The organism is Paenibacillus sp. J22FR5, assembly GCF_059691975.1.
This window is the reverse complement of the sequence record NZ_JCAUAN010000002.1, coordinates 31,016-53,054: the sequence shown is the minus strand read 5'-3', so window position 1 is coordinate 53,054 and position 22,039 is coordinate 31,016. Positions and strand designations below refer to the sequence as shown.

Sequence of the window (22,039 nt, the reverse complement as noted above, 5' to 3'; positions counted from 1 at the left end):
GTATGCGGAAGCCCCTCGTCTATCTTTTATTGAATTAGCGAATATATATCCATATGCTCATACCCATGCGCTTCAGCAACTGCTTGATACGTCACGTGACCGTGTGCCGCATTAATGCCTTTGGCAATGGCTTTATTCTCAAGCGCAGCGCGCGCGAAGCCTTTGTTAGCGATTTGCAATCCGTAGTTGGTTGTGACATTCGTCAACGCCAATGTGGATGTACGTGCAACCGCGCCCGGCATGTTAGCTACAGCATAATGGATGACGCCATGCTTCACATACGTTGGTTGATCATGTGTGGTAATGCGGTCGATCGTCTCGATCGATCCACCTTGGTCAATGGCAACATCAATGATAACACTGCCTGGACTCATTGTTTTTACCATGTCCTCTGTCACGAGACGCGGTGCGCGTGCACCTGGAATGAGCACAGCGCCAACTACCAAATCGGCACGGCGAACGACTTCTGCGATGTTGTAGGGATTGGACATGATCGTTTTCACACGTCCTTGGAATTGATCATCCAGCTGACGCAGTCGATCTGCATTCAAGTCGACGATCGTTACCTCGGCTCCGAGGCCGATCGCCATTTTGGCCGCATTGGCGCCGACGATCCCACCACCGATCACGGTAACTTTACCTTGCTCAACACCAGGTACCCCACCTAGCAGAATGCCCTTGCCACCATGGGCTTTCTCCAAAAAGTGAGCACCGATCTGCACGGACATGCGTCCTGCCACTTCACTCATCGGCGTTAACAACGGCAAGCTTCCATTATCTAGTTGAATGGTTTCATAAGCGATGGCGGTTACTTTTTTGCTAACCAAAGCATGTGTTAATTCAGCCTCCGGCGCAAGGTGTAGATAGGTGTATAAAATCAAACCTTCATGAAAGTAGCCGTACTCCTCGGGAAGCGGTTCTTTTACTTTAACAACCATATCAGATGACCATACTTCAGCTGCAGTTGCAACAATTGTCGCTCCAGCTGCTGCATAATCTTCATCCGTAAAACCAATGCTGTGACCTGCTAGCGTTTCAATCCGTACTTCATGTCCTGCATTTTTGTATGAAAGCACCGAGCTCGGTGTCATGCCAACGCGAAACTCATTGTTTTTAATTTCTTTAGGAACCCCAATAATCATGGCTCATCAACCTCTCTTGAGGACTCCATAAATGAGGAATCGCTCTCTACTTGTCTCCAAGTATAAGAGAGATTTGAGTCAGTTCCATTAGACATTTTGTCAAAAATTGACCACTGTCCTTTTCACAATTTATTTTCCGGATGCAAGAGCTGATACGCTCTAATCCCTACTTGCAGCGCCAATCTTTTCTCAGGAAGCATATAATCAGCGCCCAGAAGCTCCTCGATTTTGTCCAATCGATAATATAGGGATTGTCGCACGATAAAAAGCTGCCCTGCAGCTATTTGCTTCGAGCCATCGTGGTCGAGATAGACCTTAAGTGTGCGCAGCAGCTCGCTGCCTTTCTGTCTATCGTGATCAATTATCGGGCCGAGATAGGACCGAATGAAGGACTGTAGAATCCCTTTGTCCGCAATATGAAAAAGCAGCTCAAATACGCCCTGCTCATCATAGAACATGACTTTCTTCTGTTGTAGTGTCACCGTTAGTGAAAGCGCTTGAAGTGCTTCCTGATAGCTGCGATGCGCTTGCATGAAGCTTTGATTCGGTTGCCCAATGCCAATCATTAAGCGAATGCCCTCACTGGTCTTCATTTCCTGAAGCGACTCAAACACGTGCTGCAGACGCTCCTTTGCGGGCTTCTTGGGTACCTTATCGAACGCGACGACAACGAGTCTGTTGTGTTTTAACGTGATTAAAGGGTGAAATAGCTGCCCTTCAAAAATCGATCGAGCCACAAGCGATAAGTGCAATCCTACTGATTCGATCCCATCTTCTTCTGACGGGTTTTCTTCTTCGTGCTCTTGTTCAAATTCAATCAAAATCACTTGATAGCTCAACGCATTCAACCACTTGAATTCAGCACCAATCAGCACCTTGATCTGCTCTTCATCATGAATTCGCATATGAAGCAGATCATCCACCCACAGCGTTTGCGAATATAATTTGCGCTCTTCCATGTAGCGTTTCCGTAATAAATCCTGCGCGATGGAAAGTGAGGCCGAATCCAGAATTAGAAACTCAAATTCCTGCGGCTTCCGATCAAGCACAAGCAAGATGTGCGCCCAGGTTTTGCCCATAGCTCCCACGGGCTGAACAATAACGGTTTGACCCTCTACATCTTCAACATAAGGTCCAACCTCAGGTCCGATTTGCCCATTTTCGGAAATACGGCTTTGCAGAAATGTTAGCCATCTTGCAGATTCTCGCTTCGGGGCAGGAGGAATGAACTTTGGCTGTGCATCAACAGGCACATAGATGACTTGACCTTTGGTACTGCTCTGCAGGAGAGCAAGCACTTGCGTGACACCTTGGGAAGATAAGGTCAGGCGATGAAATTCACGAGAAATTTTCTCCAAGTCCTGGAGAGTTTTGTGATGCTGGTTAATAATCTGCGCATGAATATCCTGTGTAATATCGATAAACCTCACGGCTTCTGGGAAAATAATAAGCGGTAAATCATGGGCTTCTGCCGCATCCCTCCATGCTTGAGGGACCACACTTATATAGTGCCCCATCTCAACACACAAACAGGACACATTTCTATGAATTAACTGCTCTAGGTAGGTCATGAACAATTGGGTATCGTTTTTGAATGCGGCGCCTGTGGTTAGAATCATTTCACCACCCTGCAGCAGGGTTTCGAATTGAATGACTTCAATGATATGAACCCAGCGGACTAGCCGTCCTAAGCCCATCTCCCCCGCAGCAATATAGGCATGTTGAAAGGAAGGGCGTTTCAATACCTCTTCAACGGTTAATTGATATGGTTGATGCACGTAAAGTCACTTCTCTCTTGTCTCATCTCGTTCTGCTCGTCACAGAAAGTTATCCACAATCTCTCATACAGAGTATTTGTGGATAATACAATGTGCTGCTAAATAATCAAAGCTTTCCATGACTAAGTGTACACGAAAATAAGACGCTATCCAAAGGAATTGAAAAAGAAAAAAAGGCCGTCGCAATATGCGACAGCCTTCAAATCCTAGTATAACGCTTTATCGATAGCAACCGTTTGCCCAGTCCAAACCTGCTGCGAGGTCCACGGTGCCTCTGCACCTTGCCAGAACTCATCATCCTCTGCCAAGCCAAGCGGAAGAAAGACTGCGGAGCATAGGTATAAGCTTCCTGTTGAAATATACGGCTCGCCAAGTTCCGGCTGATGGCCGCATAGACCAATTCGCAACCAGCCCCCTTCGTCGAAGGTGCCTGGTGCTTCGCTCAATCTGCGAATAACAGCCGTCAGTGCACCGCGTACTTGAGCAGGTGAAACTCCTGTAGGCAGTTCGCAGCGAAGTGCCGTTTGGGCAAGTGATTGAAATGCACCGAAGCGGTAGGCTAGCGAACGACCAATCGCAGGAAAAGTACCCTCAGGTGAAATCGAACGTTCCTGAACAGCCGCATAGCGCTGAGCACGCTTCAGGATATTCGTACGCATTTGACCCCAATCCTCATAATGCACTTGTACATGCTCGATGATATCCACTAACATCGGCTGAATAACGAAGCTGTTGTAGTAATCCGCATGATACTCAATGCCATCACCATACATGCCGTCTCCAAGGTACCACTGCTCATGCTGCTTCAGTGCGAAGTCAACACGCATGTGATCCCAGTCCTCGCCCATGTAGCCAAGAGCTATTTCCGTCATCGCTGCAAAGAGCAGCCAGTTGTTGAAAGCAGGCTTGCGCGTTCGTGAGGTTTTCATCGCCGCAGCAAGATTCACTTTAACCCGCTCATCTAAGCTATGCCAAAGCGTGTTAGGCGCACGCAGTATGGCATTTGCAAGGAATGCCGTATCTACGATCGGCTGTCTCCCCTTCGCGAAGTTCAAGAAATCCGGAGATTCTGGATCCGTAGCCGCATCCATAGCCTCGCGAACCAACTGTCCATACGCTACCCGAAGCTTTTCTTCCTCCGCATCCCGTGCAGGTGTCTCCAGCCAAGGCGCCATGCCAACGAGCGTACGACCGAAAGCTTCGAGATGTGTGTATTGACGCTGCTCCTCTTGTTTACATTCCACTGGCATCGTCGCACGAAGTTTTCTAGCAGCGAGTGCCCGGAGAACAGGCTCTGCTATGCGAAGCATCGTCTGTATCCAATACGCGCGATCTGTGCCCACTGCCTTTTGTGAATTACTCATACCAGTACCCCTTGAAACCTTTTTCTAGACGAAGTAATGCTTCTAGGTAATAGTAGTCGCCCCAAATCACGTAGTCATCAGGTGCTAAGCCACCACGTACGAAGTAAGAACCGCGCTCAAGAAAACCTTGTGCATCCGGCTTTCCAATGGTCGCGTAGGATTTCACTAATCCAGCCATTGAACGTTGAACGCCATTTTCCAAATAAGCACGATCGGGATCATCCGCTGCTAAATGCTCCAATATCTCCAATGCACCCGCTGAAGCAATCGCAGAAGCAGAACTATCCCGTTTCGTTTCAGCATTTACTGGGACATTGAAGTCCCAATATACAACGTCATCCTCTGGCAAACGCTCGAAGAAATAACGCGCTAAGCGTTTGGCTGTCTCTAAGTAGAGTGGGTTTTTCGTATAGTGATATGAAAGCGCAAAGCCGTAAATTCCCCACGCTTGTCCCCTTGTCCAAGTTGAACCATCTTGATAGCCTTGATGCGTTCCACCATGCAGCGGTTCACCTGTTTCTTGATCAAAATAGAAGGTATGGTACGATGAATCATCACCGCGCACCAAGTAGCGGCGCGACAAATCAGCATGAATCGTAGCCACTTCTTTATATTTAGCATCACCTGTTTGTTCATAAGCCCAGTACAACAACGGTAAATTCAACAAACAATCGATAATGATCCGTCCGCCATTTTTCTCGTCACCCTCAGGTCCCCAAGCTTGAATATATTGCCCCTTCGGTCTCCAACGCTTCATCAGAACATCAGCAGCTTGCAAAGTGAGTTGCTTCGCATTCTCATCCTTCTCAAGAATCCATTGTGCCTTCGAAGATAGGGAATAAAGGAAGCCGATATCATGATGATCTAACCCAACATGATTTTCAAGTCTTTGCTTAAAGCTCGCAACGGTTTTCTGAGCGGCCTCTTGAAACACTTTGTCCCCGCTGTACTGATAGCTCAGCCACAAAATCCCTGACCAGAAGCCATCTGTCCAATCCGTATTCGGATTCAAATGATAAATATCGTTCTCACTGACATGAGGGAACTGATCCCCGAAACGCTCAATATTTACTTTCGTTTTCTGCAAAGCATCCTCAATTGCTTGTTTCCACATGTTAGAATCACTCCGTATCATTTGTTATAGGTTGCTCAGTAATTGCCTCAACTCCGCAAACTTGTTAAACGTTTAACACCCACTTTTAGATTAAATTGAAACGTTTAACCTGTCAAGTAAAATATACGGTTACATCGTTCTTCTTGGACGAGAGTGTTTACCCAAAAATAGAGCCGATGTATGATGTGAAACATTTAAATTCTATATTTTTAAAAAATAGGCTGCTCATTCTAAAAAAAAATAAAACCATCGGCTCCTTTCTTACGTAATACTATTCATGCATGACATTCTTTCAGGGTTAGGGAGGTTTCTTGCTTATGACAATGACACTAGCTTTTCACCAAAACACTTCAATTCGGGACGCTATCTCTATGGTAGTCTGGTATCTGCGAAAGAAGCGTAGAGCGTAATACAAGCCACAAGCCATTTCCCTAAGAAAATAGAAGAAGAACAAAGCCCATGGCTTTCCATTACCGGAGAGCCATGGGCTTTGTTCTATTTACCAGAATGGAGACACCTGCCTACAAGGCGGCACCTTTTCCACCATCGATGTTCACAGAAGTTCCCGTGACGTAAGAGGCAGCATCGGATGCTAAAAAGGTGATCACATTCGCCGCTTCCTCGGCATTGCCGATTCGGCCAAGTGGGATATCATGCTTCGGATCTCGCGCGAATTCATCCCAAGTCAGGTCTGGCGCAAGCCTTTTCCATACCTTCTCGATCTGGTCACTGCGAATCGTTCCAATACACACCGTGTTCACACGAATCTGAGCCGAGCCAAGATCCTTGCTCATCGCATTGGTCAAAGCCAACCCCGCAGCTCTGCTGACGGAAGTTGGAAGTGACGACGCTGGTGGTGTTTTGGCAGCGGAAGTCGTAATATTCACGATCGAGCCGCCACCCGCCTCTCGCATATGTGGAATCGCATAGCGCGAGCAATGAATCGCCCCGAATAATTTTAACTCCAAATCCTGACGCCATACCTCCGTGCCTACATGCTCAAACGGCGCAGCAGCGGACGTACCTGCATTATTCACAAGGATATGTAAGCCGCCAAAACGACCAACAATCTCTTCTATTGCACGCTGACAATCGGCTTCCGACGTCACATCGGCTTGAATGGGTAGTACCTCACCTTCGGTCAAATTGGCAATTTGGATGGCTGCTTCCTGAAGCTGCTCTGCATTACGAGCAAGGATAGCAACTTTCGCCCCTTCACGGGATAGCGCAATCGCTGTTGCAAGTCCGATTCCTTTGCTTCCTCCAGTGATTAATGCAACCTTATCTTGTAAGCCTAAATGCATACCTTTCGCTTCCTTTCCCTCGATAACGGAATAAGTCCTACACAACGATAAGCATACGCCATCTCAAAGCTGTTTTTCAAATTTCAATTGGGAAAAACACAAACCAATACAAAAAAAACCATCAGGACCGATCATCCTCATGGTATTTTCATTAATTAGACTTCTATTCGCTCAAATAAACAGCTTTGCCCGTACGCGCAGACTCATAAATGGCTTCAAGAATTTGCGAGACCACATACGCTTGTGCTGGTGTCACGACTGGCTCAATATCTTGATCAATGGCATTGATCCAAGCACGCATTTCCACATCTGCAGCACTTACGCTAGCTCCGTCATAGAAAGCAACGCCGCCCGATTTCAATTCAACCTCAGTTGTGTATAAACGGCTATGCTTCTCACCATTGATGCGAAGTCCGCCTTTCATGTCTGCGCCACCTTCTGTACCACTTAACGAACATTTCGCTTCGTCCACTTCAAGTGTATTCAACGCCCAACTGGATTCAAGGATAATTGTCGCACCATTCTCCATCACGATCATCCCGAAAGCGGAATCCTCAACTGTAAACTTACTTGGATCCCATGGTCCCCAAGCGTTGGCAGCGTTTTCTCTTTGGGACAATTCATGATAGGACGTTCCTAATACAACCTTCGGCTTGTAGTTGTCCATCATCCAGAGTGTTAGATCCAGCGCATGGGTACCAATATCGATTAATGGACCTCCACCTTGCTTTTCTTCATCAAGGAAAACACCCCAAGTAGGTACAGCGCGACGACGAATGGCATGTGCTTTGGCAAAATAAATGTGCCCTAGGTCACCTTCCGCACATACGTTTTTCAAATGCTGGCTATCTGCGCGGAAACGGTTGTTATAGCCGATTGTCAGCTTTTTGCCTGTGCGTTTCGCTGTTTCCATCATGCGTTTCGCATCTGCTGCCGTCTTCGCCATCGGTTTCTCACACATGACATGCTTGCCTGCTTCAAGCGCTGCAATCGAAATTTCCGCGTGTGAAATATTCGGTGTTAATACATGGACAATGTCAATCGTTGCATCTTGTAAAACTTCTTTATAATCCTCGCATACAAGCGCGCCTTCAATCCCATATTTCTTTGCAGCCGTTGCTGCACTCTCTTGGACTATGTCACAAAATGCGACTAGTTCAACATTTGCTAGCTTGCTTAAACTTGGCAAATGCTTCCCATTTGCAATTCCACCACAACCAATAATCCCAATGCGATACTTACGTGACATGTGACGACCTCCAGTAGGTTTTTACCTTGCATACAACTATATGATATATAGACAACTGTTCTAAATGTAGCACAGGAAAACGCTTATTTTTAGTCTAACATTCGGACAAATAGAGTCAGAAAATACGACATGACAAAAAACCAGGAGAATTTCTCCCCTGGCACCTAGTCAGCCAACATTAGCTTCTTCCTGCCCTCTTTTGGGCATCTTCCAAATAACTCCGAAAAAGCGGCTCATTCGGTTGCTCCTGCGTTAAATCTTCATAGTACCGAGCAACCTTTTGAAAATAATATGCGTGTACATCACTGGTCGGCACGAGTCGATGTGGTTCCCACCGATACGTTTCAACGCTGTACACCTGGCTTTGTTCCTGTGTCCACAGGGCGATTTCGCAAAGTCCATCAGTGCCGTTTCGTGTTGGCATATCTTCAATTTCCAAATGTGAATAAGTCGTTCCGGGGGGAATGACACGTTGAAACCCGGTCTGCGTCCATTGAATAATATCTAGCTCAGATGCGGGTTCTCCCCCGTTTTGCCAGCCGATAATAACATTCCAGCCTTCTTTGCGTGAGATTGGAGCTGCAGCAAAATCCTTTACCGCCTGCCCCCTGCCCGTTGAGGCCGATCCAATCGGAAACCAGTTGCCAGAGTATTCCTTCAGGGAGAATAAATATTGATGATCTAAATATCTATATAGGGCTGTGATTTCAGGGAATCCATCTCCATCTACATCGGCATATAGAATCGCCGCGGGATTTCCCTCCTGCTGCAGAACGACAATCTCGGCCTCCTGAGGTATACAGCTACGGACAACGGCTAGAAAATCAATCGAAGTCAAGCTCATGGTTATCCCTCTTTTCGCATCTTCTCTGGCTTATTATATGCGGAGGGGAACTTGGCACATGTATTGCATTCTATTAAATGCATAGCGGATTACACAAATAGAGGATCAAGCACTACCTCGTTCCTCATGCAGTTGGTGAACACATTGGATAAATCGCACCGTCTGGGTTTGAGCTCTCATTACGACAGAGTGGGTTTGTACACGACCGCCCCAGCCATATTTAACACCATTTAAAAAATCACCCGATGTTACCCCTGTTGCGGCAAAGATAATATCGGAATCTCCAACAAGCTCACGCATACCCAATATTTTCGATGGGTCCGCAATCCCCATTTTTAGGCAGCGAAGACGCTCTTCTTCATTCTCAGGAAGCAGTCGTCCTTGCAATTCGCCACCCATGCATCGGAGTGCCGCGGCTGCGAGTACACCTTCAGGCGCACCACCTGAGCCCACATGGAGGTCTATGCCAGTTTCCGGGAAGGCCACGGCCATTGCCCCAGCTACATCTCCGTCACTAAGAAGATAAATTTTGACGCCTAGCTTGCGCAAAATCATGATTTGCACGGCATGCCGATTGCGATCCAGAATAGAGACGGTAAGCTCTGATATATCCTTTTGCAGCAAACTTGCGGCTTTCTGAATGGTCAGCTCCAGCGGTTCATCGAGACTCAGCTTGCCAGCCAAGCGAGGCCCTACGGCTAGCTTCGCCATATACATATCCGGGGCATGGAGGAGATTGCCCTTCTCGGCAATTGCAACAACGGATAGTGCGTTGTTCCGACCGCTTGCTACAATATCCGTTCCCTCTAACGGATCAACCGCCACATCAAATTCTGGCCCAGCTCCACTGCCTACCTCTTCACCGATATAAAGCATGGGAGCTTCATCCATTTCCCCTTCTCCAATGACAACTGTCCCGCGAAAAGGAACAGCTCGAAAATATTCACGCATAGCAGAAGTTGCAGCCCCATCCGCATCGATCTTATTCCCTTTTCCTGTCCAGCTAGCCGATGCGATTGCTGCGGCCTCCGTTACCCGTACGATTTCCAAAGACAAGTCTCTTTGCATGAGCGATCCACCCTCTCCAAATTGGTTTGATTCGTTATATGATGCGTTATGCTCTTTCCGCCAAGATTAAGCCTGCTGTTTCTTCAATTGCTTTCTCACTCACATCAATAACCGAACAACCCAACTCGCGATACAACCTCATGGCAAAAGCTATTTCTTCCTCTACGCGCTCTTTCGTGGCATATTTGGCTCCAAAAGGAAGTCCAACGGCTTTCAATCGTTCCGTACGAATGCCAATCAGTTTATCGGCACTCATTGTGAGCCCGACCAATTTCTTCGGGTCCAGTTCATATAAAATGGCAGGAGGTTTAACCTCTGGAACAAGGGGATAATTGGATACCTTAAATCCTTTGTGGGCTAAATAGATGCTGAGTGGTGTCTTGGACGTCCTTGAGGGTCCCAGCAGCACGATATGCGCCTGCTTCATGGTGCTAGGATCCTTGCCATCATCACTATTGACGGTGAACTCAACGGCTTCAACCCGTTGATAATATTGTTCATCTAGTTGATAGAGCAGTCCGACTTTTCTTTTAGGCGAGTCCTTAAACGTATCGATGAAGGCTTGCATCATGGGACCCATAATATCGATCGCATTCACGTTCAATCGAATAGCTTCCTGCCGCATCATTTCTCTTAGCTCAGGCAGCACGAGGGTGTAGGCGATAAATCCCTTCAGCCGTGATGCTTCTTCAACGATTGCACGCACTTCGTCTTCCGTTCGGATGGAGCCGTGCCTCTTGACGACAACCTGACTTGCATTAAACTGCCGAATTGTTGCTTGTACAACCGTATTTGCCGTCTCACCTACCGAATCCGAACAAACGAAAATGGTATGCAGCTTCTCTCCCATGTAAACTCCCCCTGATTTACGTACCCAGCGCTACATCCAGCAGCAATTTGGTCATCGTTGTTTTCGTAATCCGGCCTACCACTTCCAGCCCTTCCCGGCCTTCAAGTGCCTTGACGACGGGTAAGCTGTCAACTTCATGATGAATCATTTTCCGTGCTGCCTCCAGCACACTGTCTTCAGGTTTTATCGTAATAATGTTCGGCTGTCTGGTCATTACTAACGATACAGGCATAGCCGTTGCCGTTGCATGTCCTAGCGTTACTTTGAGTAAATCTTTACGTGAGACGATACCAGCTAGGGCACCCTCTAGATTCACTATTACCAGACTTCCAACATTTTCGAGAAAAAGTGTAACGACTGCGTCGCTGACTGTTACCGTTTCTCGAAGTACAACGGGAATGCTCATCACATCCTTCACCTTCATGGACTCCATCGTCTTGAATGGTGTGTGTACCTCGAGAGATGCTGTACCGAGAAAATACCCTACCTTGGGTTTGGCGTCGATGTGCCTTAACATAACTAAGACAGCTAGGTCTGATCGAATGGTCGGTCGACTAATTCCCAGTAACTCAGCAATACGTTCCCCTGCTATGGGCGCATATTTGCCGACGAGATCAATAATTTCTAACTGGCGGGCTGTAAGCTCGATGATGTTTCCCTCCTAAACCGTGGAAATACCGTTATATAGTGTGTTCTATTTGTTATATATTGTACATTATATAACATTTTATCGAAATATAAAGTTGTTTATTGCCTATAAAAGAAATTTTTATCACCTTGATAAGAGTAAAAATGAAAAAAACTCCTTTCATTGCCTTGAAGGCACGAAAGGAGTTCGTGATTGAAGCCTCCCGTTTCGGGCGGCTCAGCCCCACTTTTTTAAATTCCTATAGAAAAAAGACAATCCCTAGAACGCCGGCAAGCACAATCACGATAAATGGGTGCAGCTTATATTTGACAATCGCAATAAAAGCGCCTCCTGCGATGAGAAGGGTTGCAACCTGTTTCCAAGTGACTCCCGTCTTTACCGTTTCGAAGGAAGATAAGCCAAAATGCAGCGCCGCATAGATGATAAATCCAGTCACAACCGGCTTTAAACCGTAGAATGATGATTTAAACCAGCTATGTGAGTGCCATCGGAATAAGAATGCGGCCACAACGATTATCAAAACCAATGAAGGCAGAACCATGCCTAAGGTTGCCAAGATTGCGCCTGGTACACCGGCAGCCTCATATCCAATTAGTGTCGCACTATTCGTGGCAATCGGGCCTGGGCTTGTGCCTGCTAGCGAAATCACATGGTTAAATTCGTCCAAAGTGAGCCAATGATGCTGCTCAACAACCTCTAGCTGGATTACAGGAATCATGGCATAACCGCCGCCAAAGGAAACAAGTCCGATTTTGAGAAAAGTAAGAAATAAACTTATCAGCATCTGCGAAGCACCTCATTCCTTAAATCCCATCCGCCATATACAATTCAGCGGTCTTGATGTCTGTGCTGGTAGCTTCTATTGAGTCATTATGGGAAAGGGGATTTTTCATACCCCATTTTTGCTTGAGATACGTGCCGATCACACCTACAACCAAGCCAAGTACAATCAACACAAGTGGCGATACGGGAACAACTATCATCACAATTACGGTTCCAACAGCGGTGAGGAAGGTCAATCCATCGAAGATCGAGGATTTCGCCATTTTGTAAGCCGCAGCCGCAATGAGACCCATAATTGCAGCATGAATGCCCTCCATGATGGCTTGTATTTTCGGGTAATGCTCGAGCCACGCATATAGCATACTAAGCATGAGGACAATCAGAAAGGTCGGAAGCGTAATCCCGATGACAGCTGCGATGGCTCCCGCAATTCCTGCTAATCGGTAACCAACTAACGCCGAAACATTAACACCAACCCCACCCGGGACTGCGCCGGAAATGGCTAATAGTTCTGACATTTCCGCGTCTGACATCCAATGATTCGTTGTGACAACCTCACGGTGAATAGCAGGCAGCATCGCATACCCTCCACCAAACGTAAGCGGACTAATTCGTAAGAATGTCCAAAATATGCGGATTTGCTTGCTTATGATGTTATTGTTCATGTTGATCCCCCCTGCACTTAATTCTATTTTGAACTAAAGTGAGGGTGAAGTCCAATCAGTTATATTAATCCGTTCCTATATACACGCTTATAATCTGGGTTATCAGCCCTTTAATCAAGTAAAAAATTCAACTCCCTTGGCATATTTAAATTATTTCGGAAGAAAGAGGCGTACATGTCGCTTCATCGCTAGATTCGTCATATAGACTCCCAACACGATCCAGAAGGCGCCCAATAAATGATAAAGCTGTAACGATTCTCCCGTAAAGGTAGTTGCAAAGATCGCGCTAAATAAAGGGATGAAGTTAAGAAAACCCGCGCAGCGTTGAGGACCAGCAAGCTCAATCGCTTTATTCCAGCTCAGGAAAGCTACAATAGAAGCAAAGATGCCGACATAAAGTAACCCACTCACCAAAGCCCCACTCCACGCCACATGAGGTGCCTTGACCCACCACTCAATGGACGAACTCGGAATCAACACAACGAGCGCGACAGCGACTTGCACCAGCAAAAAGGGGCTTGCCGGGAAACGTCCGGCCATCTTCTTCATTCCTACTGAATATAACGCCCAGCAAAGTACAGCAAGCAGCATGAACAAATCACCTTTATTAGCAGATAAATGAAGAAGTGCAGACAATTTCCCCTGACTAATAATCCAACATACACCTAGCATGGATACGCCAATCCCTGGCAGCGCCCACCAAGCAAGCTTTTCTTTCATCACAAACCAAGTAATAAGAACAACGAAAATAGGCGTTGCTGAATTCATTAAAGACGCATTGATTGAGCCCGTGTATTGGACAGCTACATACGTTAATGAGTTAAATCCTGCTACACCTGTCAGGGAGAGGAACAGCACCATTTTCCAATGCGTAAGAAAAATATCTTTACGCCGCCAAGCCTCCTTGCCGAAGAAGGGAAGCAAACACAGGAAGGCAATACTCCAACGCCCTGCTGCCAAAGTGATGGGAGGAATATGTAGGACGAGTGCCTTACCCGCAACAAAGTTCCCACCCCAAATACAAGTCGCAAGAATTAACAAGAAATACGGTGAACGTTTCAGCATAGATGAACTCCTTTGGGTCTTTCGAAATGTCTAACTTGGTGGCGATACGTTCGATTCCAATATCCCCATTGAAAAAAATGCATAATCAAGCATGGAAAATATCTACAGATCAACAGGAATACACTTGTCCAATACTTAGGCATCAATAAGCTTATCATCTCCCCACAAATTTTAACAACTGTTCGTCCCGATCTGATTTGGGATAAGCTTTAGATTGGCATATCGTCTATCCAATAGCGAGCTTTCAACTGGACGTAGAAACCAACATTCGTGATTATGGCATGATTCGCTAGAGGTCCTCATCCAGAAAACGAACCTCGCAGAAGCAGCCGAGGGGAATCATTTCGCTCAAGTAGCGAAGCATGTCTCCCTTCTCCTGCTCCTCCATTCGCTGAAGCGCATCGAAATCAAAATGAATGACACTATTGATGACGTCATAATGCTTAAACTGCAAGCGCCCATATGGAAATTTCCGGTTAATCGCGGCTAGAATCCCATATTGATTCAAATTGCTGCGCAAGGCGGTTTGAGCGATATCCAAGGGTACTTCCTGCTGCAACGGAACCTTATCCGCTCTAACCGCGCAATATGCCTTGACTTGGAAAACCACATACGGGTACAAGTAAGCGTTTGCATATTTCTCTACGTTCAGCGCATCTTGCTTCGACAGTTGCAAATCTTCCGTCCAAGCATAGATAGTTGCCTTATATTTATCTGAAGTGTGAATTCGGATGTACCTTAAATGGGGAAAGCGGGTTTTCACAAGCTGTTCCGATAAAAGCCTTGTTCCCACCAAGATCACCTCTTTCAATCGTGTCATTGTGCTATTAGTATATGCATGAAAACAAAAACAGCCATCCTTTTACTTAGAAAAGGTAGCTGTCTTTGGCATTTCATTTATTCAGGAACTGGCAAACCAAGCCCTGCAGCAATGCGCGCCCCATATTCAGGGTCCGCTTTATAGAAGTGGCCAATCTGTCTGAGCTTGATCGCATCCTGCTCAACAGGCTTCATTGCTCCCACAATCGTTTGAACCAATCGCTCACGCTCTTCTTCGCTAAGGAGTCGGTACAGATCTCCAGGCTGTGTGTAGTGATCATTGTGATCATAGGCGATACTATCTGCTGATCCCGTTACCTCGAAAGCTGCCGGTTTATAGGCAGGCGTTTCCGATGGGCCTCCCGCACTGTTCGGCTCGTAATAGACGGAGCCGCCACCATTATCATCCGCGCGCATCTGACCATCGCGTTGGTAGGTATTGACCTCGCTTCGCGGCCGATTGATCGGTAACGCCTGATGATTGGCCCCAACGCGGTAGCGATGGGCATCACCATAAGCGAATAAGCGGCCTTGCAGCATTTTATCAGGGGAAGCTTCTACACCTGGAACGAACGTTCCCGGCGAGAAGGTTGCTTGCTCAACCTCAGCAAAATAATTGTCCGGATTGCGATTCAGCACCATGCGGCCGACCTCAATCAGTGGATAATCCTTCTGCGACCACACCTTCGTCACATCAAACGGATCGAATCGATATGTATTCGCATCTTCCAGCGGCATAATCTGTACACACAGCTTCCATGCTGGGAAATCGCCCTTCTTGATCGCTTCAAACAGATCCTCCGTATGATAATCCGGATTATCGGCAGCAAGCTGCGCTGCAACGGCTGGCGACATATTCTGAACGCCTTGCTCTGTTTTGAAGTGATACTTCACCCAGACAGCTTGCCCTTCTGCATTTACCCACTTGAACGTATGCGATCCGAATCCATGCATATGCCGCAGCGTAGCTGGAATTCCGCGATCTGACATCAGGATCGTGACTTGATGTAACGACTCCGGTGATAGGGACCAGAAATCCCACACGGCATTCGGATTTTTCAAATGCGTCTGCGGGTGCCTCTTCTGCGTATGAATAAAGTCGGGAAATTTAATGGCATCGCGAATGAAAAAGACAGGCGTGTTGTTGCCAACTAAATCATAGTTACCTTCATCCGTATAAAATTTCACCGCAAATCCGCGAGGATCGCGGACCGTATCTGCGGAGCCGTTCTCCCCCGCAACCGTAGAAAAACGAACGAATAACGGCGTTTGTTTCCCGACCTCAGACAGGAAGCTCGCCTTCGTAAACGCTGTCAAATCTTGCGTTACCTCGAAATACCCGTGTGCACCTGCCCCTTTGGCGTGCACAACACGCTCCGGCACACGCTCACGGTTGAAATGTGCTAATTTCTCTAGCAGGTGAACGTCTTGGATCAACGTAGGTCCGCGGGCACCTGCCGTTTGCGAATTCTGGTTATCCCCTACGGGCGCTCCCCAGCTCGTTGTCAGTTTGCTTTTATCATTCGTACTCATATCGATTCACCCACCTCATTTCATCATTCCTCACTCATCTATATTCCAGAACTTGGCCTGATATGATATGGAGGGACAAAGAGGTAAGCAACCTTCAATAGATCTGAGGAGCACTTTGGGTTGGCGGCGTAGGGTTTATATTAAGAAATAACGATGGACTTTTCTTTGTACTTCTGAGAAAGATCAAGAGCCCGCTCTGAAGGACAAGCCATGAGCAGCAAGTTCTTGGCGAATCGCTTCTTTAGCCTTAGGGCCCATTCCGTGTAACTTCATAAGTTCCACCTCTGTGATTTTGGTGAAATCCTTGAGGCTTGTTATGCCTGCCCCTGCTAACGCTCGCTTTGCTGGACTTGATAAGCCTTTAGGAAAATCCGATTGCAGATCCCCTTGTGTATGCGTTGACATTACCTATTCCTCCTTCTTTCGCCCAGCCAAAAAAGTACGCATCACTTGCTCCGCTTTCTGCGTTAAAAGCTCCGGTGTTCGGCTCATCGCCTCCTGAAGCGTTATTGGCCCATTTACGATGCTATGAATACTTGTCATGCCTTGCAGGTAGAGTTTCTCAATTCCTTGTCCCACTGAACCTGACAAAACAATAACAGGTATGCCAAGCTGCTGAGCCGCTTGCGCAATGCCCATCGGCGCTTTGCCGGAAGCGGTTTGCGCATCCGTTTGCCCTTCGCCTGTGAACACAAGCGAGGCATCTTGCAGATGCTTATGCAGCTTGGTCTGTTCCATCACCACATCGATACCACGCTTGGTGCTCGCAGGGAAGAAAGCTTGGAAGGCGCCGCCAAGCCCACCCGCGGCGCCAGCTCCAGGCAGTTGGTGTACCGCTTTTCCGGTATGCGCTTCCATCATATCCGCCCAATGGGCGAGCGCACCATCTAGCGCCTCAACCATCTCTGGAGTCGCACCTTTCTGTGGTCCGAAGACATGGGAAGCCCCTTGCGGACCAATGAACGGATTCGTGACATCGGAGGCAATGATGAAGCGCGATTCCCTAATTCGCTCATCCCACCTTGACGCGTCAATCCGAGTTATATGAGATAGGGCTTGTCCTCCTCCCCCTACATCTCTCCCTTCCACATCCAAGAGCTGTAAGCCCAACGCTTGGAGCATGCCGCATCCACCATCGTTCGTCGCGCTGCCGCCAAGCGCAAGAATGAAGGAACGATAGCCGCGATCGAGCGCGTGCCTGATCAATTGACCTGTACCAAAGGTCGTCGTCACCATTGGATTTCGATGCTCCACTGGAATTAAGATTAATCCGGAAGCCGCGGCCATTTCAATCACGCACGTGACGCCATCGCCGAGAACACCATACACAGCGACCACTTCATCTCGCAGCGGACCTTGCACAGTGACAGAAATCTTGGTTCCCTGTGTAGCCTGTACAAGGCTGTCCACCGTTCCTTCTCCCCCGTCAGCCACGGGAATGAGCACGGTTTCGGCCTCAGGCAGGGCTCGCAGAATCCCGTCTCTTATCGCCATCGCTGCCCTTTCTGAGCTTAGGCTGCCTTTAAACGAATCCGGTGCAATCACGATTTTCATAGAGCATCCTCCTGCTATTGGTCGTACCGTACTTTCTTACTTGTTAATTAATTTATACAATGCCTGGGTACCACTTTCCTCTTCACCCATTTCAGCTAATTGCTCGTAGAGCGATTTAGCTAGCGTTAACCCAGGAAGCTCTAGGTTCATCTCTTCCGCAGATTGCAGCGCGATTTTCATATCCTTGATAAAATGTTTCACATAAAAACCAGGTGCAAAATTGTCCGCCATCATGCGTGGGCCCAAATTACTTAATGACCAGCTGCCCGCGGCACCAGTCTCAATGCTTTGCAACACAGTTGCCTGCTTGAGTCCCGCTTTCTTCGCATAAACGAGGGCTTCAACCACACCCATCATGTTGCTTGCAATCGCAATTTGATTGCACATCTTCGTATGTTGACCTGCACCAGCTTCGCCTTGATGGACGATATTCGTGCCAATCTTTTGGAAAATAGGCAGCATCTGCTCAAACACCTCGCGAGAGCCCCCGACCATAATGGACAAACGAGCTTCTTTGGCTCCGATGTCTCCACCAGAAACAGGTGCATCCAAGGAGAATAGCTGTCGCGCCAGCGCTTCCTCATAAATTCGTTTGGCCAAGGACGGACTCGACGTGGTTAAGTCGATTAGGAAGCTGCCGGGCTGGGCCATGGTCACGATCCCATTTTCGCCAAAGTAAATGTCTTCGACGTCACTCGGAAAACCCACCATTGTCATAATTACCTGGCACTGTCGTGCTAATGCCCCCGGTGACTCCTGCCATTTCGCGCCTGTGTCTAATAGGTCTTGCGCTTTTTCTTTCGTACGCGTATAAATATGAACTTCATATCCCGCTTTCAGGAAATGTCCCGCCATGCTTTTACCCATAACGCCTGTTCCTATAAGTCCTATTATTGGATTCACCGTATTTACTGTCATTCGTATATCCACCTTTCATCCCTCAACCAGATGCCTATTCTTGTTGTTTTATCAAGCTTCTTTAAACTTATCACCCACGTCTTATCTGGTCAAATGGAGATACCCCACTGGGTGATGAGAAGTCTTTCCCAACTCAATACCCAAAAGGCTGCACCCTTGGGGTACAGCCTTTTCGACTTATTAAATTCCTTTGAACGTAAATCCATACGCATACGTACGGTTCGCGAATAGCGTAAACTCGGGATGTGTTCTTGCTCCCCAGCTATCGTCACCGCCAACGCCCATTTGCTTGTAATTCACACGCAATACGACTTTATCGCTCACTGGCAGTTTATATGGATGATCATGTGCTTCCAGTTCGGAAGGTGAGTATGGCAAGGCATTTAGCTCGACTGTTGGTAAGCCAGCAATGCGGAGCCCGCGACCTGCCGCATTCGTTAAAGTTGCAAAGCGAACATCCGTCTTATTGCCACATTCTTGCGGACGCAGGTATGGCACGAATTGTTCTTCTACCGTGCCGGTATGCAGCGCTAGCTTAGCGCCAACATTACGATCCCAGTGGTTTTCGTGAGGCCCGCGACCATACCACGTTAAGTTCTCGAAGGCAGCATCCAATTCGAACATGACGCCTACTTCAGGGATTTCTGGCAATTTGTCGCCAGGCGTTAATTGCATCCCAACCTCGACCTCTCCGCTTGTTGAAACAGTGTATACTAGCTGAACCTCGGAAGCAGGCTGCGTTGCGAGTTCAAAGCGCACACGAACCTCAGCGCTTCCCGCATCCAGTGACTTCGCATGGAATGAAAGCAGCCTACGTCCACTTCCTGCCTCCTGCCACGGTGCACAACGAATGTGGTGCTGGTTCCCGCGGTCATTATCCGTAAACGCACGCCAGAAGTTCGGTATTGGTCCCGCACGGAACAACTCTACTTCTTCGTACAGATACGATGTGATATCGCCTGTCACCGCGTCAAACTTAAGTGAGAAATGATCCCCATTTAACGTAATCCCTTCTGCAGAAGTGACGACTTGTACAGCTGCCTCCGTAGTGATCGTCGCAGCGGATTCTTTCTCCGCTTCCCAATTGCGTGAAGAAAGGGCTAATTGATTCACCGATGGAAGGATAAATTGCTCCCATGCGATTTCATGTCCTTTTACTCCCCATAACGTATCATTTTTCAGAATCAAGCTCAAGGTTAACACGAACTCATCATTTGGGAATTGACTTTCTACCGAATCCAAAGCAAGCTCAATAATCGCAGTTTCACCAGGCACAACCGAATAAGAATCATTGACCACACGACTTGCCGCAGCGACGCCGTTACGTGAGATCGTCCATGTCCAATCAAATTCATTCAAATTCGTGAACAAGAATTGATTTGTCACTTTAATTTGACCTTTGGCCGCATCAACAGCTGCAAACTTCACATTCTGGTAGCACTTCTTCACTTCATGCAGCTTCGGTGAAACCGAACGGTCTGCGAAAATCAATCCGTTGCCACAGAAGTTGCCATCATTCGGCGTGTCGCCAAAATCGCCGCCATAAGCTTGATACGTGACGCCATCTGGCGTCGTCGTGCGAATGGATTGGTCGATCCAATCCCAAATGAATCCGCCCTGTAAGATTGGGTATTGATCAAACAGCTCCCAGTATTTAAATAGATTTCCACAGGAGTTCCCCATGGCGTGGCTGTATTCACAAAGAATAAACGGCTTTTTCGGCTTACTTTTCGCGTATTCTTCGATTTTTTCAATTTTGGAATACATATGACTTTCAATGTCGGACGCTCTGTCCGATGCACGCCAGTGGAATACACCCTCATAATGAACAACTCTGGAAGGATCGGCTTCACGCAGGAAATCATGCATGAGTAGGAAATTATCTCCCCCGGAGGACTCGTTCCCTAAAGACCAGATCACAATGGATGGATGGTTCTTATCTCTTTGCAGCATGGAGTTCGCCCGATCAATTACAGCCCCCGTCCATTCAGGTCGGCTTCCTGGCACCGTTTCGCCTAGTTCCTCTTGCCCATAGCTCCACGAGCCGTGAGTTTCTAAATTCGTTTCATCAATCACATATAAACCATACTGATCACAAAGCTCATACCAAAGCGGGTTATTCGGATAATGTGAAGTCCGTACTGCGTTGATATTATATTGTTTCATAAGCAAAATATCGGCAAGCATACTTTCCGCGTCGACAGAACGTCCACGATCACGGTCAAATTCATGGCGATTCACACCTTTGAAAACAATAACTTCGCCGTTGATTTTCATCAAGCCGTCTTCGATCTCAAACTTCCGGAAGCCCACCTTACAGCTCTCCGTCTCTAACAGCATACCTTCTTCATTCCATAAACGAAGAACGAGCGTATACAGATATGGACTTTCTGCACTCCATTTAGCTGGGCGATCCATGTGAGCGGAGAATTCCACCGCTTGCTTAGCAGTACCACTCGTTTGAATGCCAACGCGAAGCGGTTCCTCCCAAAGCGCTTGCTGCTCACTATCGTATAACATCGCTTCCACTTGATGCACGCCTTGACTCTTCAGATCATAGTTGGTGATCGTAGCTTGAATGTGCAGCTCCGCATCCTCGCAAGCGCTATCCAAATTCGTGTTTACTTTGAAATCAGCGATATGCGCCGTAGGCGTCGTGTACAAATACACATCGCGGAAAATCCCGCTCAAGCGCCAGAAATCCTGATCTTCCAACCAGCTTGCATCGCTCCAACGATACACTTCCACAGCGAGCTTATTCTCTCCCTCGATGAGATAAGGTGTAATATCAAAATCCGCAGGTGTAAACGAATCCTGGCTAAAGCCAACCAAATCACCGTTCACCCACACATAGAAGGCCGATTCCACACCTTGAAAGCTCATATACACAGGCTGTCCGTTCCAACCCTCCGGGATCGAAAAGCTGCGCACATAAGAGCCAACTGGGTTATATTTTACCGGGGCAAATGGAGGCTTGAGATCCTCATGACCTACCCACGGATAAATGATATTCGTATACTGCGGAAAATCAAAGCCTTGCAGCTGCCAGTGCGACGGCACGGGAATATCCGCCCATTTACTGTTATCAAAGTCCACTTTATAGAAATCCTGAGGACGTCCCTCCGCATTCTCCGCAAAATGAAATTTCCAAGTGCCATTTAAGTTTTGATAAAATTTCGAAGCTTCCCGAACTCCAGCCAAAGCTTCCGCTTCTGTATGATAAGGCATCAGTGTGGCATGTGCTTCTAACCGATTTAATTGGTATATTTGCGGATTATTATTCCATTCTGGGTAACCGTTCTCAGGTGCTGTGTATACAAATTTGTTCGCCATGGATGTT

The 22,039-nt window shown here is 47.4% G+C and carries 19 protein-coding genes; all 19 read right to left on the bottom strand.

Features of this window, described 5'->3' with window-relative positions; genetic code table 11:
- Positions 1-26 precede the first annotated feature (26 nt).
- On the bottom strand, positions 27-1,142 hold the full coding sequence (ald, locus tag AC58P7_RS03355; protein WP_497340003.1) for an alanine dehydrogenase: 1,116 nt from the start codon (positions 1,140-1,142) through the stop codon (positions 27-29).
- A 122-nt stretch (positions 1,143-1,264) separates the two neighbouring features.
- On the bottom strand, positions 1,265-2,920 hold the full coding sequence (locus tag AC58P7_RS03350) for a PucR family transcriptional regulator (RefSeq protein ID WP_497340002.1): 1,656 nt from the start codon (positions 2,918-2,920) through the stop codon (positions 1,265-1,267).
- A gap of 206 nt (positions 2,921-3,126) precedes the next feature.
- A complete protein-coding gene (locus AC58P7_RS03345; RefSeq protein WP_497340001.1) occupies positions 3,127-4,284 on the bottom strand; it encodes a DUF2264 domain-containing protein in 1,158 nt (385 codons plus the stop codon).
- Positions 4,277-5,398, bottom strand: a complete 1,122-nt coding sequence (locus AC58P7_RS03340; protein ID WP_497340000.1) for a glycoside hydrolase family 88 protein — start codon at positions 5,396-5,398, stop codon at positions 4,277-4,279. Before AC58P7_RS03340 ends, AC58P7_RS03345 begins: the two co-directional genes overlap by 8 nt.
- Positions 5,399-5,919: 521 nt before the next feature.
- The gene (locus AC58P7_RS03335) at positions 5,920-6,702 is read right to left on the bottom strand and encodes an SDR family NAD(P)-dependent oxidoreductase (RefSeq protein WP_497339999.1); all 783 of its coding nucleotides are present in this window, start codon (positions 6,700-6,702) and stop codon (positions 5,920-5,922) included.
- A gap of 163 nt (positions 6,703-6,865) precedes the next feature.
- Positions 6,866-7,951, bottom strand: coding sequence for a Gfo/Idh/MocA family protein (locus tag AC58P7_RS03330; protein ID WP_497339998.1), 1,086 nt, complete (start codon positions 7,949-7,951; stop codon positions 6,866-6,868).
- A 178-nt stretch (positions 7,952-8,129) separates the two neighbouring features.
- Positions 8,130-8,795 carry a hypothetical protein gene (locus AC58P7_RS03325; RefSeq protein ID WP_497339997.1) on the bottom strand — a complete coding sequence of 222 codons (666 nt, stop codon included), beginning with the start codon at positions 8,793-8,795 and terminating at the stop codon, positions 8,130-8,132.
- 105 nt (positions 8,796-8,900) lie between these two features.
- Complete coding sequence (glpX, locus tag AC58P7_RS03320) at positions 8,901-9,863, bottom strand: class II fructose-bisphosphatase (protein WP_497339996.1); 963 nt, start codon at positions 9,861-9,863, stop codon at positions 8,901-8,903.
- A 46-nt stretch (positions 9,864-9,909) separates the two neighbouring features.
- The gene (locus tag AC58P7_RS03315) at positions 9,910-10,713 is read right to left on the bottom strand and encodes a pyruvate, water dikinase regulatory protein (protein ID WP_497339995.1); all 804 of its coding nucleotides are present in this window, start codon (positions 10,711-10,713) and stop codon (positions 9,910-9,912) included.
- A 16-nt stretch (positions 10,714-10,729) separates the two neighbouring features.
- A complete protein-coding gene (locus tag AC58P7_RS03310; RefSeq protein WP_497340874.1) occupies positions 10,730-11,335 on the bottom strand; it encodes a helix-turn-helix transcriptional regulator in 606 nt (201 codons plus the stop codon).
- Between the two features lie 265 nt (positions 11,336-11,600).
- A complete protein-coding gene (locus AC58P7_RS03305; RefSeq protein WP_497339994.1) occupies positions 11,601-12,146 on the bottom strand; it encodes a chromate transporter in 546 nt (181 codons plus the stop codon).
- A gap of 19 nt (positions 12,147-12,165) precedes the next feature.
- Positions 12,166-12,810 carry a chromate transporter gene (locus AC58P7_RS03300; RefSeq protein WP_497339993.1) on the bottom strand — a complete coding sequence of 215 codons (645 nt, stop codon included), beginning with the start codon at positions 12,808-12,810 and terminating at the stop codon, positions 12,166-12,168.
- Between the two features lie 150 nt (positions 12,811-12,960).
- A complete protein-coding gene (locus AC58P7_RS03295; protein WP_497339992.1) occupies positions 12,961-13,875 on the bottom strand; it encodes a DMT family transporter in 915 nt (304 codons plus the stop codon).
- A 289-nt stretch (positions 13,876-14,164) separates the two neighbouring features.
- A complete protein-coding gene (locus AC58P7_RS03290; protein ID WP_497339991.1) occupies positions 14,165-14,695 on the bottom strand; it encodes a hypothetical protein in 531 nt (176 codons plus the stop codon).
- Positions 14,696-14,772: 77 nt separating this feature from the next.
- Positions 14,773-16,227, bottom strand: coding sequence for a catalase KatA (katA, locus tag AC58P7_RS03285; RefSeq protein ID WP_497339990.1), 1,455 nt, complete (start codon positions 16,225-16,227; stop codon positions 14,773-14,775).
- 183 nt (positions 16,228-16,410) lie between these two features.
- The gene (locus AC58P7_RS03280) at positions 16,411-16,632 is read right to left on the bottom strand and encodes a helix-hairpin-helix domain-containing protein (RefSeq protein WP_497339989.1); all 222 of its coding nucleotides are present in this window, start codon (positions 16,630-16,632) and stop codon (positions 16,411-16,413) included.
- A 3-nt stretch (positions 16,633-16,635) separates the two neighbouring features.
- On the bottom strand, positions 16,636-17,781 hold the full coding sequence (locus AC58P7_RS03275) for a glycerate kinase (RefSeq protein ID WP_497339988.1): 1,146 nt from the start codon (positions 17,779-17,781) through the stop codon (positions 16,636-16,638).
- Positions 17,782-17,817: 36 nt separating this feature from the next.
- The gene (locus AC58P7_RS03270; protein WP_497339987.1) at positions 17,818-18,699 is read right to left on the bottom strand and encodes an NAD(P)-dependent oxidoreductase; all 882 of its coding nucleotides are present in this window, start codon (positions 18,697-18,699) and stop codon (positions 17,818-17,820) included.
- A 180-nt stretch (positions 18,700-18,879) separates the two neighbouring features.
- The gene (gene lacZ / locus AC58P7_RS03265; protein ID WP_497339986.1) at positions 18,880-22,032 is read right to left on the bottom strand and encodes a beta-galactosidase, LacZ type; all 3,153 of its coding nucleotides are present in this window, start codon (positions 22,030-22,032) and stop codon (positions 18,880-18,882) included.
- Between the last annotated feature and the right edge of the window lie 7 nt (positions 22,033-22,039).